10 protein-coding genes are annotated in these 16,272 nt (G+C 46.4%); 9 read left to right on the top strand and 1 reads right to left on the bottom strand.

Translation table 11 applies throughout. The features are described from left to right. The first annotated feature begins 1 nt into the window (after window position 1). The 3 genes from LEP1GSC061_RS02500 to LEP1GSC061_RS02490 all read left to right on the top strand — a co-directional run bounded on the left by LEP1GSC061_RS02500 (window position 2) and on the right by LEP1GSC061_RS02490 (window position 8,827). A complete protein-coding gene (locus LEP1GSC061_RS02500) occupies window positions 2-622 on the top strand; it encodes a hypothetical protein (protein WP_040507641.1) in 621 nt (206 codons plus the stop codon). Between the two features lie 8 nt (window positions 623-630). Beyond that, complete coding sequence (locus LEP1GSC061_RS02495) at window positions 631-8,232, top strand: PD40 domain-containing protein (protein ID WP_016544115.1); 7,602 nt, start codon at window positions 631-633, stop codon at window positions 8,230-8,232. 73 nt (window positions 8,233-8,305) lie between these two features. Further along, window positions 8,306-8,827: a hypothetical protein gene (locus LEP1GSC061_RS02490; RefSeq protein WP_016543352.1), complete on the top strand. Its 522-nt coding sequence runs from the start codon at window positions 8,306-8,308 to the stop codon at window positions 8,825-8,827. Window positions 8,828-8,845: 18 nt separating this feature from the next. Here the strand turns inward: LEP1GSC061_RS02490 and LEP1GSC061_RS02485 are convergent, their stop codons facing one another. Beyond that, a complete protein-coding gene (locus LEP1GSC061_RS02485; RefSeq protein WP_040507635.1) occupies window positions 8,846-9,943 on the bottom strand; it encodes an aminopeptidase in 1,098 nt (365 codons plus the stop codon). Between LEP1GSC061_RS02485 and LEP1GSC061_RS02480 the strand changes: the two genes are divergently transcribed. The 6 genes from LEP1GSC061_RS02480 (at window position 9,942) to LEP1GSC061_RS02455 (ending at window position 16,216) form a co-directional block, all read left to right on the top strand. Further along, a complete protein-coding gene (locus LEP1GSC061_RS02480; protein ID WP_016544003.1) occupies window positions 9,942-11,042 on the top strand; it encodes a S1C family serine protease in 1,101 nt (366 codons plus the stop codon). The two genes, LEP1GSC061_RS02485 and LEP1GSC061_RS02480, sit on opposite strands and share 2 nt — an antisense overlap. 22 nt (window positions 11,043-11,064) lie before the next feature. Further along, window positions 11,065-12,369, top strand: coding sequence for a pyridoxal phosphate-dependent aminotransferase (locus LEP1GSC061_RS02475; protein WP_016543863.1), 1,305 nt, complete (start codon window positions 11,065-11,067; stop codon window positions 12,367-12,369). A gap of 4 nt (window positions 12,370-12,373) precedes the next feature. Then, window positions 12,374-13,162 carry a glutamate racemase gene (locus tag LEP1GSC061_RS02470; protein WP_016543847.1) on the top strand — a complete coding sequence of 263 codons (789 nt, stop codon included), beginning with the start codon at window positions 12,374-12,376 and terminating at the stop codon, window positions 13,160-13,162. A 69-nt stretch (window positions 13,163-13,231) separates the two neighbouring features. Beyond that, a complete protein-coding gene (gene lsa19, locus LEP1GSC061_RS02465; RefSeq protein WP_016543469.1) occupies window positions 13,232-13,843 on the top strand; it encodes an adhesin Lsa19 in 612 nt (203 codons plus the stop codon). Between the two features lie 57 nt (window positions 13,844-13,900). Next, window positions 13,901-14,938, top strand: a complete 1,038-nt coding sequence (gene purM, locus LEP1GSC061_RS02460) for a phosphoribosylformylglycinamidine cyclo-ligase (protein WP_016543582.1) — start codon at window positions 13,901-13,903, stop codon at window positions 14,936-14,938. A gap of 21 nt (window positions 14,939-14,959) precedes the next feature. Next, window positions 14,960-16,216 carry a chloride channel protein gene (locus LEP1GSC061_RS02455; RefSeq protein WP_016543410.1) on the top strand — a complete coding sequence of 419 codons (1,257 nt, stop codon included), beginning with the start codon at window positions 14,960-14,962 and terminating at the stop codon, window positions 16,214-16,216. Window positions 16,217-16,272 lie beyond the last annotated feature (56 nt).

The following is a 16,272-nucleotide window of genomic DNA, read 5'->3' as shown; positions in this document are numbered from 1 at the left end:
AATCGTGAATATTACGAAAAACAAAATCATCTTTTTTGCAATCTTATTCTTCTTCGTTTCGTGCACGATCAAGGCGCCTCTTATCACGTTCACCCAGACCCAAACCGCCGCCGAAAAGCAGATGCTCGGAGAGGATCGAAATCTGGAAAAGGACGGCTGGCTTATCGCCTCCATTAAGACTTCCTCTTCCGGTTCGGAAATATGGGAGAGGGATCTGGTTAAAGAGGAATTTTCCGGACCCGAAGACCAGGTAAGATACATAGCACTTCGAACGCTCGCCTATCTTGCCAAAGAATTAAGGGATTATCGCTCCTTGGGGGTCCTTGCGGAGGGGTTGGACGGAAAAGTAAGACTCAATCCGAAACTGAAGGAAGCGGGAATGGAGAAGGCGTTGCTGGATGTAAATACCAGGTCCCGCCTGGAGGAATTGGTAAAGATCGTGAACGATAACCGAGAGATAGTCGTCAGGGAGAATTTAAAAAAGGCGATCTCTAAGAATGCCTCCTTAACGGAGAAGGAGAAATCCGAACTGAAGGAATCCGTACTTCGTACCTGGTATCGTTCCGTCGAAATAGGGGAATATTTCGAATCCGCTTCCGGAAACTGGAAGAAAAAGGATTAGGAAAGAATATGCGGAGAATTCTCTGTTTAACCCTAACGTTCTTTCTGGTTTCGAATTGCATGGTGTTTCGTCCCGTGCAAAGAATCAAACCGATAGAATTCGATTACGGTCCAATCTCCAAGAATTACTTCAGTCCTGAAAACGATAAGCCTTTCCCTTTGACGGTTCAAAGGGGGAATAACCTCTATAATTCCACCACCAAGGACGGTCGTTATCTATTCTATACCACCGGCCAAAAAGGAAATTACGATATATGGTTTCGGGATCTGAAAAGTTCCATCGTGGTTCCGATTACGGAACATCCCTCTTCCGAATACAAACCTGCGATCAGTCCTAACGGTAGAAAACTCGCATTCGTGTCCGAACAATACGATTCCGCCGGAGACATCGTAGTATTGGAATTGGAGCCGGAAGTCTGGGCTTCCCGCATACTGGAAGGAAAAAGATTTCTAAGCGACGATTTCCAGTTTATTACGAATCATGAATATAAGGACCCTGCTCGTTCCGACAAATTCTCCGATACGGATCCTATCTGGGCCCCGGATAGTCGTAGGATATTATTTTCCTCCGATCGTATGAGTCCCGGAATTCCGAATTTAGTTCTATGGGATACGGAAGGAGAGGAGAAGCCCAGGCTTCTTACACGGGACGGAGCCGCCAGCCCCTTCTGGTCACAGGACGCAAACACGATCGTTTATCTTTCCTATTCCGATTCTTCCAAGGGAGAAATCTATTCTTTAGATATTCGGAGCGGAAAAACCAAGCGTTTGACCTCCGACGATTATTTGGATTTTTCACCTAGTCTTTCTCCGGACGGCAACTTTTTATATTATACTTCCATTCGCAAGGATTCCGACGGAAATCGAATTTTGGACGAGAGGGACAATAGCGTAATCATACGCTTGGATTTGAGGGACGGAAAAGAGAGAAGATTCAGTTCAGGAAACTTTTCCTTATTCGATACGAAATATTCCGATTTCAACGGAGGTAGCATTCTTTTCACCGCTTCCTTCTATGGAACATTAAATATTTATTTTTTACCTGTGAGCGGTTCGGTCCCTAAGGCAACGGATATCTCGGCTCAATTGGAGCTAGCCAAGGAATACGGAGAGAAGCAATCCTTAGAGGACTACCTGCTAGCCTTGGATTCCGTGGATCTATATTATAGAGACGATCCGTTATACTTCGTTTATCGGGCAAAGGTGTTGGCGGAGAAGGTCCATATCGGCAAGAAACTGGGAAAACCGGACGCAGAATCCAAAAAGGAGATGAGCCAATCCCGTTTGGATCCTAAAGCCGGGCTTGCATACGCGTACTATCTCCAGTCGGAAGGAAGTGCCAAGTCGTTGCGGGAATACTATCTCGCTTTGGAAAAAGTTCCTACAGTAGACCCGCAAGTTCTCGCCTCCTTGGCCGAAGAGATCGGAGGTGTGGAAGAGGCCTCCGGAAATAAGGAGGCAGCTTTAAGAACCTGGGAAGATCTACATAAGAGATTTCCGAACTACTATCGGAATAAGGAAATCCTTAGAAAAATCGGAAGCCTGCAACTCAGAGAGGGAAGGAAAAAATCCTGGAGAATTTCGGATCTGATCCGGAATACCGCGAACGATCCGAACGCAAAGACGGAAGATCTAAGAAATCTATACGAGCTCTTAGAGGCGGAGGTGCTTTCGGGCAAAACCGATGCGGAGAAGATGGAGATTGCGGATCTAGCTGAGTCTACGAATTCGCTTTCTTCGAATTCTCCCGTTCTGCATAGATTTTTTCGGTTTCTGAAGGCGAACGGACTCACCGGAACGGGCAAGTTTTCGGAAAGCAATCGGATTCTTGACGCCTTCTATCAATCCCTTAAATCCACGGACCCCATGTATTTTAAGGCTCATCTGCTGCGGTCGGAAAATTTCCGAGGTCTGGGCGATACTAAGAATTCTTTGGAGGAGTTCCGTATCTTCTTGGAGAATTACGATCATGCCTCGGGCGTAAGTATAGAAGATAAGGAAATGGAAAGGTTTTTTATCTATTTCGAGAATCTGGCTAGAAACTACGAAAATCGTTCCGATTACGAGCAAGCCGCACTCCATTATTTCTATAATACACTGAATATGTTCATAGCAAAGAGTAAGAACCTATTCACAGGATCCGTTTATAAGGATTACGCAGTATATTATGAAAAATTGATGATAGAATCCTCTTTTAAATTCGCCAAATCCGTGAGCGAAAATGGGACCTTGGCTCTCTTGGGAAATTTAAACCCGCTGGATTACGATCCTTTGGATCGTTCCAAGGGGTTGCAATATCTGAACGAATACTTTGAAAGGCAGCCTACCGTAAAATTGGCGAGAGGGAATCTGGATCTTGCCACATTATACGGCTACGCTTACTATCTCATCAATCGCTCCGTGATTCGCGAAACCTATTATTATTCGGCGGGAACGATCAGTACCGCTAAAAAAGAAGAGGCCCTCCGGGATTATAAGCAGGCGGAATACGAATTGCGTTGGATCATATTCGCCGATCCCACCTATCACGAGGCCTATCAACTCTTGGGTTGGCTCTACCAATACGTGGACATCATGAAATCCAGGCGCCCCGGCGATCAGGAAGCTTCCGACGAGGAAGTGTATAAGAACGAATACCAGAAATATTTTCCCGAAAAGAACTTCGAAGAGAATATAGAACTCTATAGTCAGATCCTCGAGCTTTTGGGAGAGAAATTTCCGAATAAGAAAGTTCTATCGGATCTGAAATTGAATTTGGGAAACAATTATTTCTTACTGAAGAATTATCCCAAGGCGGACGAGCAATATTCCTCCATGGAATCCTATTCGAATTATATCGTCTCCAAGGCGCAATTCGAGAATTATAGGCAGAAGGCGGTCTTCCTTTTCAATTCCGCAAGAGCGTCCATGTATATGTCCAAATACCAGGATGCGGTTCGAAAATTAAAGGCCGCCGCGGAATTATACTCCAAAAATGAGTTCCCACTTTTGCATACGGGATCCGATTCCAAGAAGAATCTGGAAAGTTACCGCGAGAAATTAGGACTCATATACACGTTAACCGGCTTATCCTATATGGAAGCCGGAGAATTCTCCAATGCTATTCCTTATTACCTGGATTCCCTGGAATTGAACGAGCCCTCTCGCCTAGTCGATCCGGTGAATTTGCGAAACGCATTGGCGATTTGCTACCAAAAGATCGGAGAGATTTCTGAATCCGAGAAGCAGCTGAAAATCGCCGAAGATCTGATGCAGAGTAAGGGAATCCGTTGGTTTCCTCGCAGGGTAAATCCCAAGTTTTGGGATTATTTATGGGAATTGGTCTTCGACGCGGTTCTTCCGGACTCTACGCGAATTTCCGGATCGGGGCGATTTCCGGAGGCGATTCCTCCCAAGTTCCAACCTTTATTGTCCGCAGGAATCCGAATCAATAACCTAGCTTTAGAAAATAATTATTCTTCGGGCGTGGAAGAAATAGAAAAGAGACTCTCTTATGTTTCTAGGCAGGGATTGAAGAATACCCTCGCGGGCCAACTCATCGCCTCCCAGTCTTACGGAGATCTTGGATTTTTCAAGTATAGAAGAAACGAATTCCGAGACGCCAAAGAATCCTACGAATCCGGAAGGAATTACGAAAAGAACACGCCTGATTTGGCGGGAAGGGCCGGTTCCAGTTTTAAAAGATACTTATACTCCCTCTTTGCGGAAATCGAATCTAAGACGGACGGCTCGGAGTTCGACGCGGAGAAGGAATTAAACTCGGCTCTGGCCGATTTGGAATCCGTAAAGAGTTCCTATCTACTGAATTGTATGGTAGGAAGAGAGGAGGATTATCTACAAGGTCGCCCTCGTTGTTCCGAAAGTTTCTATAAGGAATATTACGATTACGATATATTATTGGCCAATCTTCTCTATTATTCGGGGGAGGAACGTCTTAAAAAAGGAGAATGGGTCCAAGGTTTCGAGGACTTGGGCAGGGCGTCGACTCTCCTGGAATATCCGTCCGGTCTTTCCAAGGAAGTGGTTGGGCTAGCCCAGGATCCGTTTTCCAGAAAGGAAAGGGTGATGCATGCGCTCAGCAGGGCCAGTGTGTATTTCCGGTTGGGCGATTTGGAAAAAACGAAGGCTTCCTTGGCAGTCGCCGAGGAGATGGCTAACGAATTCTATTTGGTGGGAGAATTGATCCAGACTTGGGCGCTACAGGCTAGGCTGGAGCTTGTTTACGGGCAAAAAGAGAAAGCCCGCCAGAAATTGAAATACGCTCAGGAGATGTTGCGTAAGCAGTTTCATATAGTATCCGAAAGCAAATCCTTTCTATTGAGGGATTTATATGAGACCAAGATCCGTTTGGAATTTGAAACAGGAAATTTTATAGGTGCATTCCAAGAATGGGACCGTTTGCAAAAACTCATGCTATTTCGGAATTTTCAAAAAGGAAATTGGGAATTTTCCGAAGCCCAAAAGGAATATTCGAAATTCGAATCGGACTGGAAGGATTTCCGACAATCCTATCTTAGATTCCAAACGGCTCTCGAAACCAAGGGAGATATCAAAAAAGAAGAATCGGAATTGAATCGGACTTCTGCTAGAGTTCTGGAATCTTTAAAGATATTGAGGAGCGAATTCTCGGACAAAGCTTCTTTCTTGGACCCTTTCGGAGACTGGAAGGAATCTAGCCTTCCAGTCGACGCTTCCGAATTCCGTCTTTTGGAAATAAGAGGAAAAATACTCCTAAGAATTCGAAGTAGAAACGGATCCAAATTCCTTACGTTTTCCGGCGAGTCCAAGGCATTGGAGGAGATTCAAAACCTGACGGAATGGAAATCTTCCTCTAAAAACCTAGTCGATCCCGGAAATACGAGCTTAGGTCCCGTTATTGCGGAACGTTTTCCTAAAACCGTATTTCGTTTTTCCGTATCTCCGGAAAATTCCGCGGAAGCATTTTTGCCTAAAACGGTAGCAAGCTTCGGAAAAATCGCCCAGGAGCCGGGTATTAGGAAAATTTACGGTTTCTATATGGGCAGTAATTTAGAAGATTCTGATATTATAATTTCTCCTTTTCCCGAAATAAAAGGGGATTCCTATTTCGGAGAGAAAAAATCGGGCCATCTGGATCTTAGCGAATTATTCAACAAAAAACATCGTGCTCGCGTGGTCATCCTTACTTACGAATCCCTCCCGAGTTGGGGAAAAATCCAAAAAGGTGTGCAGGCGATCCTGGGCTCCGGAGCGAGTACCGTATTTCTATGTTCGAATTCCGGTCTCTGTGAAAAGGAGATTTTGGAAGAGATCCGAGGCGGAAAGGAATCCGTCTCCGCGATTCGATTCGGAACCCTCCCTGTTCGCGGGGGGAATCAGAATGCTAAGGCAGAGAAATTATTCTACGAGTCCAGGGAAAAAGAGAGAAGAGGAGAATACAAGGAGGCGTTTGCCGATTTGCATTCCGCTCGTTCCTTGGCCGTTTCCGGATCGGATTCCGCGTTCAAAATAGAAGCCAATCTTTTGAGAATCTACCCGCGAATTCATGCGGACTTGGATATGGATCGCACACTCTCTCTTCGATACGAAAATAGGACTCCCGAAAAATATTCAGAGTTGGTATTTTCCCTATGCCTTTCCCTTCTTTTGGACACAAAGGAGAAGGATTGCAAAGGGATTTCTCTGGCTCCTTCCCATTCTAAATCGATCGAAGCGATTATGAGCCTGAAATCCGGAAAGGATCCGGGATCGGTTCTCGGCGAAAAGAACGATTCGAATTTTTACGATCCTTTTCTGTATAGGATACGCTTATTCCGTTTGGCTTTAGAGGCTTATCTTCCTTCTATCGCCGAAAACCAATTGAGAATGGCAAAAACATTCGTTTCTTCTAATGAAGAATCGGATTTATGGAAGAAGGGGAACGAAGATTTAAGAAGACAAGTCGCGTTTCTGGAGGAGAAGGAGGAGATTTCCGATTTCGACTCTTCTTCCGAGCCGGAGGGAAGTTACGCCTCTCGACTGCACATTCTACAAAAAAGAAAGATTCTAGGCGGAAGAATTTCCCCTCTCGGTTTGTATTCCGAACTATATAATTCCTCCTATCGACTTCTGGAAACTTTGGATTCGGGTAAGAGATCCTACGTGTTGGACCTCCTACGTTATTCTTTGTCCGAAGAGGAGAATAATGAAATGTCCGATTTTATAGAGGACTTTTCGGAATTCGAGGGAGATAACGGAAATCTTCCCAGAAGGATTCGTGTGATGATCGAAATCTCCCGGGCTTATTTTTCCAGAGGGGATTTCGAAAAGTCCAGGAAATGGATCGATAAGGCTTCCTCCTTTGGGCCCGGAACCTGGACGCCCGAGATCGAATTCGTAAAATTGAAATTGGATGCGATGTCTTCCCGTCCTTTCTCTACGGGTTCCGATCTAGGATTTGCGGAATATTCGAATGCCTATACGGAAGCTCTCCGATCCAAATCCAAAACATTCTTGGATCTGGCGAATCGTTGGGTAAAGAGTAGGAAGAGACGGATCTTTTCGCCGAGAGATAGAAGGGAATTAAACGACTTTATCCATTACCTGCAATTTCTTTCCTTCAAGCAGAATGACTCAGAGACTTTCTTCGATCTTTGCATCGCCAAGGATAGGATTTCCTCCGTTCGTAGCATTCTTCTGGGTAGACTTCCTACATATTCCGATATCCCAATATTCAATCCGATTTCCGACGAGTTAGAGAAGAAGATTCCGGAAGGCCAGGAATTTCTGGCGGTGACGGACTTGGGCCTAAGCACGTTTTATATCAAATTCACTCGAGGAAAATCGAACGGAGAGCTTGCCTTTAAAGATAATCGAAAAATCCGTAACCTGATCGCAAAATACAATGAAGAAGCGGATAAGGGAGGAGCGGAGGTCTTATTAAGAGAAGCGGTGGAGACGGAGATCAGAAAGAATATCCGCATCGCAAAGAATAAAACCACCTATCTATATCTATCGTCCTATTATTTTCTTTCCCCTTTGATTCCGAAGTCGGAGGACGACGTATATAACGTGACGGATCCGGAGAGCTTACTTAAGAATCCCATACATAAGGAAAGCTCGGAGTTTCCTAAGGATTTCGGAATTCTTACAAAGGATACGAACGCTGTTTCCGAATGGTACAAACAGCTAATCAAGTTAGAGAATATGGAGTTATCCGAAAAGGGACGGACCGGTTCGGATCCTTTTCAGATCGTCAGAATTCCTCTTTATACGGATTCGGATCGAAACTTAAAATTCGGCGGAGTCGGTATAGCCGATGCGAATCCACCTATGATTTCGGGGACCTGGATGCTATCTTCTTCCTTTTTGGAGGAATTGGCTAACGGCTCCGGAAACTTAAAAGATTCTTTATATTATCTTTTCCAAAATTGGAAAGGGGTGGGGATCGTAAATCTTGGATTCCAGGCGGACACACATAATGCGCGCTTCCTAAAGGAAATGGTTTCCAGAAAAGAAAGCTCCCAAAAATCCCTTCGTGCCCGCTTTCTGAAAACCATGGATGCAATGAAGGAATATTATCCGTTGGATAAATACTGGAACGGATATAGGCTCTTCACGACCTCTTTCATCTCCAAAGTCCAGGAGAACTGAATATTTTCGATTTTTGTCCGAAATTCCCGGGGTGACGGATAGAGTCGATAGATACAAAACATAAAGGATGAAAATGAAATCGAATCAATGGCCGAAAGTGATAGGAATTTTGGGAATTCTTCTCGGAACGATAGGAACTTGCAGTAGCGAATATTTGCTCCTTCTCCCGAAGACTACGGAAACGCAAAGGGCGATGTTCCAGAATATGGCTCCGGTTTCCGGCGCTACGTCGGATAAGGAGAATTTTTCCGGTCTGGTCGATCAATTCGACGAAATGACTAAGATGGAGCCTTGGTTCGAAAAATGGTGCTATATAGCAGGGACCATAGGTATCTTAATTTCCCTATTTTATATTTTCGCTTCTATTTGGCTGATTCTATTGAAGCAAACCGCGGTTTGGTATTTCTATTTGGCCTCGGCTGTTGATATTCTTTTCTCGCTTATTAAAGGGATCGTAGGTTTTTTCGGTCCTTCGATCACCGGTATAAGCTCCATTCTACAAAGTCTGGCCGGAATGGGATTCGTGGCGCTGCTTCTTATTATAACGGCCGTCTCGGACAAAGCCATTTTCCGGGAAGAGGCTAAGCCAAGTTAAGTGTTTTTTAATATTGGATCAGGATCCTGGCGACTTATTGTCCAATAGGGATTTCCTTTCCTCCGGAGAAAGAGAGACGAGTTTTCTCATTTCTTCGTGGAATTTCCCGAAATCTTTTCCAACCGCCTCGAACTTTTTCCGGAAGAATTCGCTTCCGGAATGGTATCTAAGCATCCCGACGAAGTCCTCGTTATTCCAATCCCTTTCGGCCAATTTCTTTCCGTTGATTTTGCTCCAAGATTCTTTGCGTAATCTTTCTTTGAATCCTGAGAGGATTTCCTTCTTGCGTTTTAGAATTTCCTCTTCGGTTCCTCCCTTGGAATAGACCGCTTTTAGAAGATTCGCCGTTTCTATGATGGATTTCTTATATAATTCCCGTTCCGCTTCTGATTTTTTCCTTTCTTCCAGAAATTTCGGTCCCTTCTCCTTTAGAACGTACAAATCAGAACCCTCGTCCTCAACGAAGCTCGCATAGCTCTCGTTGAATTGGCTGTCTCCCGGAAAATATACGGTGGCATGGGCCATTTCATGGATAACGATGGAAGATAGATCGCCCGGATCCTCGTACAATTGGGAGGAAAAAAGAGGATCCTCGAACCATCCTAAGGTGGAATATCCCGCGGTGATTCTCACCCTCGTGTCCCATCCTTCTTTTTTCAAATAAGCCTCTTCTTCCTTCGCTTTCTCTAAGGAAAAGAAGCCCTTGTAAGGCACGGTTCCGGCGATCGGAAACCACCATGTATAAGATTCGAAACGTAGGGGATGACAGGCGGTGACATGCCAGCCTATCGCCTCCCGATCCAATTGTACGAAACTTTTGAACCCCCCTTTGGGAGAAAGGGCCAAAGTATCTATTCCGAATTCCCGGATTCTTTCCACTTCCTTCAATTTATTTTTCACCGATTCGGAAACCGTTTCATCGGAGAGGACTTCCTCTATCGGTCTTCTTTGTAGGAGGATTTTGGTCTGCTCCTTTCCTAAATGGAATAGATACGGGAGACAACCTTCGGTTCCGAATAGGAAAAATAGGAAAATCGGGAAATGCAAAAGGGGAGAATAGAATCGGAGTCGACGATTCCCCCGAATCGGGAGAGGATGGGTAGAGTTCGTTCGCATGAGATTCAAGGTCCCTCCGATCGTCCTAGTTAACGCAGGACTTTTACTTTTATTACTGCTTGTCCTGATTCTTCCGGGGGAGGGAGGATTGTCCTCCTTTTTCCGAGGGAGCAAACCCCTAAGCTATTCGGACCAAAAAGCCGGGATAGAACTGCAAAATGCGTTTCGAAACGTTTATAATTCCGTAAAAGACTCCGTAGTGTCCATCCGTACCAAAAAGACGGAAGCGATCACGAGTCCCTACCAGTATTTCGATTATCGCACGGAAAAATTGTCCTCCTTCGGCAGCGGTTTTCTCATCCACGAAAAAGGTTATATCGTCACGAATTTTCACGTGATCCAGGACGCGGAAAGCATAGAGGTGATCGCCTCGGACGGGAGCGTATATCCCGCTAAATTCGTAGGAAGTCACGAGAGAGCCGATATCGCCCTTCTTAAAATCAAAGAGGGTAGCGGACTAAAGCCGGTCTCTTTCGGGGACTCGGACAAGATAGAAGTGGGAGACTGGGCCATAGCGATCGGTTCTCCCTTCGGACTAGAGAGATCCTTCTCCGTAGGAGTCGTTTCCGCAAAATACAGGGAGGATCTGGACGAGACAGGCCAAACCCATATCCAGACGGACAGCATGATCAACCCCGGTTCTAGTGGAGGGCCTCTTCTGAATATTTACGGAGAGGTGATCGGCATCAATAGACTGATTCGAAGCGATACCGGCAGAAACACAGGGATAGGCTTCGCGATTCCTATGAACTTCGGTAAGAAGATCATCCAACTCATCCAGGAGAACAAGGGCAGAATCATCCGTCCCGCCACTCTCGGAGTCATGGCGACCGTCCCTTTACCGGACCACCGAAAGGCATTGGGGATCGCGAACGATTGGACCGGGGTCCTTGTCTACGATATGGATCCGGGTTCCTCGGCGGAAAGCTCCGGATTGAAGAGATACGATTTCATTATGGAAGCGAACGGAGTCAAAGTCAAAAATATTAATGATCTAAGGGAGCAGGTCGGAATAGTGGGACTAGGCGGCAGGCTCAAACTCCGGATTTTCAGAGAAAGAAGTCTGCAAGACCTCACCGTCCGACTCGTACAAAAATAAAAGCTTCGGACATAGGCTGGATATGAGAAGAAATATCGTTCATAGCGGTGCGGATGCTCTCATTTACGAGATCCGCCAAATCGTCGCGGTCGCCAAGAAACTGGAAGGTTTGGGCGTGGCCATCACTTACGAGAATATCGGGGACCCCATCCAAAAGGGAGAAAAAGTCGCCCCCTGGATGAAGAAGATCGTTTCGGATTTGATTCTGGAAGATCGCTCATGGGCGTACACCGCCACCCAAGGATTCGAGAAGACCCGTAAGTTTCTCGCGGAGAAGGTGAACGAAAGAGGAGGTGCCCAGATCACCTCCGAGGATATATTATTCTTCAACGGTTTAGGAGACGCAGTAGCTAAGATTTTCGGATTCCTAAGAAGAGAAGCTAGGGTCTTAGGCCCTAGTCCTGCATATTCCACTCTCTCTTCCGCAGAGGCGGCTCACTCCGGATACGAGCACATGACTTACAATCTGCTACCGGAGCACGGTTGGATGCCGGACCTGGAAGACATAGAAAATAAGGTCCGCTATAACGATTCGATCGCGGGGATTCTTCTCATCAACCCGGACAATCCGACAGGCGCAGTATATGATAAGAATGTAATGAGTAAGATCATCGCTATCGCCGAAAAATACGACGTTATGGTGATCTGCGATGAAACCTACGCTCACGTAAATTATTCCGAGACAGGGACCATTCATCTTTCCGAAGTGATCGGAGATAAGGTCCCAGGTATGGCGCTTCGTTCCATATCCAAGGAATTTCCTTGGCCGGGAGGAAGATGCGGCTGGTTGGAGATATTCAATAAGGACAAGGATCCGATTTTTGCAAGATATGTGAAATCCCTATTGGACGCTAAGATGCTGGAGGTATGCTCCACTACTCTTCCTCAGATGTCCATTCCGGAAGTGTATTCGCATCCCGAATTCATTCCTCATCTCAAATCCAGGAACGAGAAATTCAAACGAAGAGCTAAGATAGCCACGGAATATTTCGCTGGATTAAAAGGAGTCACCGTAGTGGAACCTAAGGGAGCGTTCTACTTAACCGTGGCGTTCGATCGAGGGATACTCAACGACAAAATGACTCTGCCGATTTCCAACGCGAAGGCGGAGGAATTCATTAAACCTCTATTGCAGGATTCGGCCGCCGACAGAAGATTCGTATATTATCTTTTGGCGTCTGCGGGAATTTGCACGGTTCCTTTGACTTCGTTCTGCACGGATCGAGACGGATTTAGAGTCACACTGTTGGAAGAGGACGAGGACAAATTCCGTTGGATCTATTCGACTCTCAGAAAAAGCATAGAGGACTATATCCGCTCCGCCTAATCGTATGCATTCAGGAGAGAAGGTTCCGAAAATCGGAGTCATGGACTCGGGAATGGGCGGTCTTTCCGTCTTAAAAGAACTGCTCGCCCTCCCTTATAGGGCGGAGTTTTTTTATTACGGAGATTTGGAGAATGCTCCTTACGGAGAAAGATCCAGCTCCGACGTTTTGGAACTGACCCGAAACGTCTGTCGATTCTTTCTCTCGCGGAATGTGGACGCCATTCTTCTCGCATGCAATACCGCTACCTCGGCGGCGGCCAGGACTTTGAGAAACGAGTTGGAAGTTCCTGTCTTCGGTATGGAGCCTGCAATCAAACCCGCACTTTCGGATCGTCCCGGAGAGAAGATAGCGTTACTCGCCACTTCCGTTACCCATAGAGAGGAAAAATTGCAAGGTCTCAAGGCGGATTTGGGAGCGGAGGATCGCATACTTCATTTGAATTGCGACGGGCTTGCCTCTTCCGTAGACCGAGGAGACTTGGACGCTGCCAGAAAAATTCTGGAAAGAATCCTTAGAATTCCGATGGAATCTGGGATTCGAGGCCTCGTTTTGGGTTGTACGCATTATATTTTTCTAAAACATGAAATAATGAGCCTGTATCCGGAGGCGATCCTTTACGACGGGAACGGAGGGACGGTTCGGCACTTGGTCAAATCCTTGGGGCTCGACGAAAATCCCGGCGTTCCGAGTCATAGTCTATTCTTTTCGGGAAACGAGAAGAAGGAGAGGGCACTGGCTTTAGGGACAAAACTTCTGGAGCTAGGCCTGCCTTCCTCCCCGGAAAACAGGTAAGAATTTTTTTCCAAGCCTTTGTTTTTTTGTTCCCGATCGAAGCGGTTCCCCTTACCATTAGGCATCCGTATGAATTTTAAATCCCTTTCCCTACCCATTTTGGCCTGTCTTATTTTTTCTCTAACGGCCGCATGTAAGCCGAAAGTAGACGAGACCACGGACGCGGTGGTGACCTTTATTAAGGGAACCGCTACGACCGAAAAATCCGGATCCGTTTTAAAGCCCACCGATCGGGTTCCGGAGTCCGAGACTGTGGTCACCGAAAAGGACGCGGTTTTGGACCTGACCACTACATTGGGAACTATCCGACTTTTGGGGGGAACGGAGGCGTCCGTCGCCGCCCTAAGAGCGGATCAGAATTACATAAAGGTAAACGAAGGCAATATCTTAGTCAAAGTCGTAAAGTTGAATAAGAACGAATCCATCTCCATCGACACTCCGACCGTAGTTGCGGCAGTTAGAGGCACGCAGTTCTGGGGTAGAGTGAATCGTGCGGATGAGACCGGAACCTTTGCAGTCAGAGAGGGAAGCGTTCTCATCACCCGCAAAGTGGACGAGGCTCGTGTTCTAATCAAAGCGGGAGAGGCGGTGGATCTTTCTCCCGATGCCAAGACCTTGAAAACCAGGTCCGCGGCTCCCGGCGAATTGGCTGCCATGGAACAGATCGACCAAATGAAATAGTCGCGTTTTTTTGTGTCCATTAGACCCGAGCCGAGAATTCTGTTCTTAGCGGGTCCGATGGAAGAGAATATCAGCTATAAATCCGCCGGCGTAGATACCGAGGCCGGCCAAGAATTCGTAAAAAGAATCAAACAAAACGTAGAATCCACGCACGGAGCCAGGGTCCTGGGTGGACTCGGGGGATTCTCCGGAGCTTTCGACGTTTCCTTTCTCAAGAATTATAAAAATCCGGTACTACTCACCGGAACGGACGGTGTAGGAACTAAGATCGAACTCGCTCGTCTATTCGACGATCATAGCACCATCGGAATCGATTTGGTTGCGATGTGCGCAAACGATATCCTTGTCTCAGGCGGAGAGCCTCTATTCTTCTTGGATTATATCGCCTGCGGTAAATTGAAGCCTGCCAGAATGGAAAGTATCGTAGCCGGGATCGTAAAAGGTTGCAGGCTTTCCGGAGCAGCTTTACTCGGAGGGGAAACCGCGGAACACCCCGGAACCATGAAAGAGGACGAATACGATTTGGCCGGATTCGTGGTCGGAGCCGTGGAAAAAGAGGATATGATAGACGGATCTACGATTCGTCCCGGAGATATCGTCCTAGGTTTGGATTCTTCCGGACCGCATAGTAACGGCTTTTCTCTGATTCGTAAACTGTATCTGAAAGAGGGAAGAAAACTTCCCGAGGACGCGAACGTCGTTTCTTTTCTAAAGGAATTCGGTCTTCGTCCCACTCGTATTTATGTACAAAGCATTCTAGATCTCGTCAAGAAAGTGGAAGTCAAAGGGATGGTTCATATCACCGGCGGGGGTTTCTACGAGAATATTCCTAGGGTCCTTCCCGATTCCGTCGCCGTGGAACTCAATCGGGAGAATCTTCCCAATAATCCGTTCTTCGAAAGATTAAAAAAGGACTTTCCGAATCTTTCCGAGAAGGAACTCTATTCTACCTTTAATATGGGCGTGGGTTATATCGCGATCGTCTCGAAGGAATCCGAGGCCGATGCGATCCGGATTCTGGAACAAAAAGGCGAAGTGGTACGCAAAATCGGCGTAGTGACTGAGCGAAAAAATGAGTCGGTTGTATTCGTATAAAATCGCCTAACAATACCGTATATGGACAGGGTTTTAGCCTTTTTTAAGAATCCAGCTTTCGTACTTTCCCGAAAGAATCCCTTTATGCTTTCCCGCTGGAGTATTCTTTACGTACTCTTGGGAATTTTTGCGGGTCTTTTCTCGGCGCTTTTTTGGAAATGCCTGGAATTCCTGACCAGATTACTTTCCGGCTTCGAAGGACATTATGTTATTCTAATCATGACTTTTGCGGGCCTATTGATCGGTCTCTTGATTCACGTATTGGGAGAGCCGGGAGAAATTTCCCTCGTGATCGATAATATCCGCTTCCGAGGCGGAAAACTGGATCCTAAGAACAATCCGTCCATGGCATTGTCCTCTCTTTTGAGTATTTCCGCAGGAGGAAGTGCGGGGCCCGAGGCTCCTTTGGTTCAGGTCACAGGATCGATAGGAAGTTGGTTCGCAGAAAAACTGGGCCTAGAAGGGGAAGAACTACGCTCCATGACCATCGCGGGCATGGCGGCCGGATTTACTTCCCTATTCGGTTCTCCTTTGGGAGGGGCCTTATTCGCGTTGGAGATCCTACAACACAGGCATGTCGTGGAATACTACGAGGCGCTTTTACCCGCGTTCTTATCCAGTTGCTCGGCCTATTTCGTTTTTCTATTCATGACCGATATAGGCATAGGACCCACCTGGCAGTTCCCTCAATATGTTCCGGGAGGGATAGAGGACTTTCAATACGCGATTGTGTTCGGAATTGCGGGAGCATTAGTGGGATGGGTCTTTTACGGAGTATTCCAGATCACTAAATTTTCTTTTTCTAAAATTGCCGCTCCTATCTTCGTAAAAACCACGATCGGAGGGTTGCTTTTAGGTCTGATCGCATTCTACGAGCCTCTTACGCGCTATTTCAGCCACGATCAATTGAATGAGATCGTCGTCACAAAAGGTACTTGGGTCTTTTTCGGGACTCTGGCTTTACTTAAGATTCTTTCCATCAATATCACCGTTTCCAGCGGTTGGAGGGGAGGGATCATCATTCCGCTCTTCTTCTTGGGAGCCGTTTCCGGAAGATTTCTCATGGATTTTTTTCCCACGGAAAACGAGTCCTTCCTATTGATTTGTCTCATGGCATCGGTTAACGCGTCCGTGACAAAGACTCCGATTAGCACCACCATTCTTCTCGCTGGATTGACGGGAGTCTCCAATTTCACTCCCGTATTATTCGCTTCTTTAAGCGGATACTTTCTTTCGCCTAAGGCTCCGTTTATCCGTTCCCAGGCCGACTCGGTTTGAAGTGGATCCTATCTAAGAATCGTTTTCTCCTGGACGATTATCCGATCGACGATAGA

Source organism: Leptospira wolffii serovar Khorat str. Khorat-H2 (assembly GCF_000306115.2).
GTDB lineage: Bacteria > Spirochaetota > Leptospiria > Leptospirales > Leptospiraceae > Leptospira_B > Leptospira_B wolffii.
The sequence above is the reverse complement of the archived record's forward strand: the minus strand, read 5'-3'. Positions and strand labels throughout refer to the sequence as shown.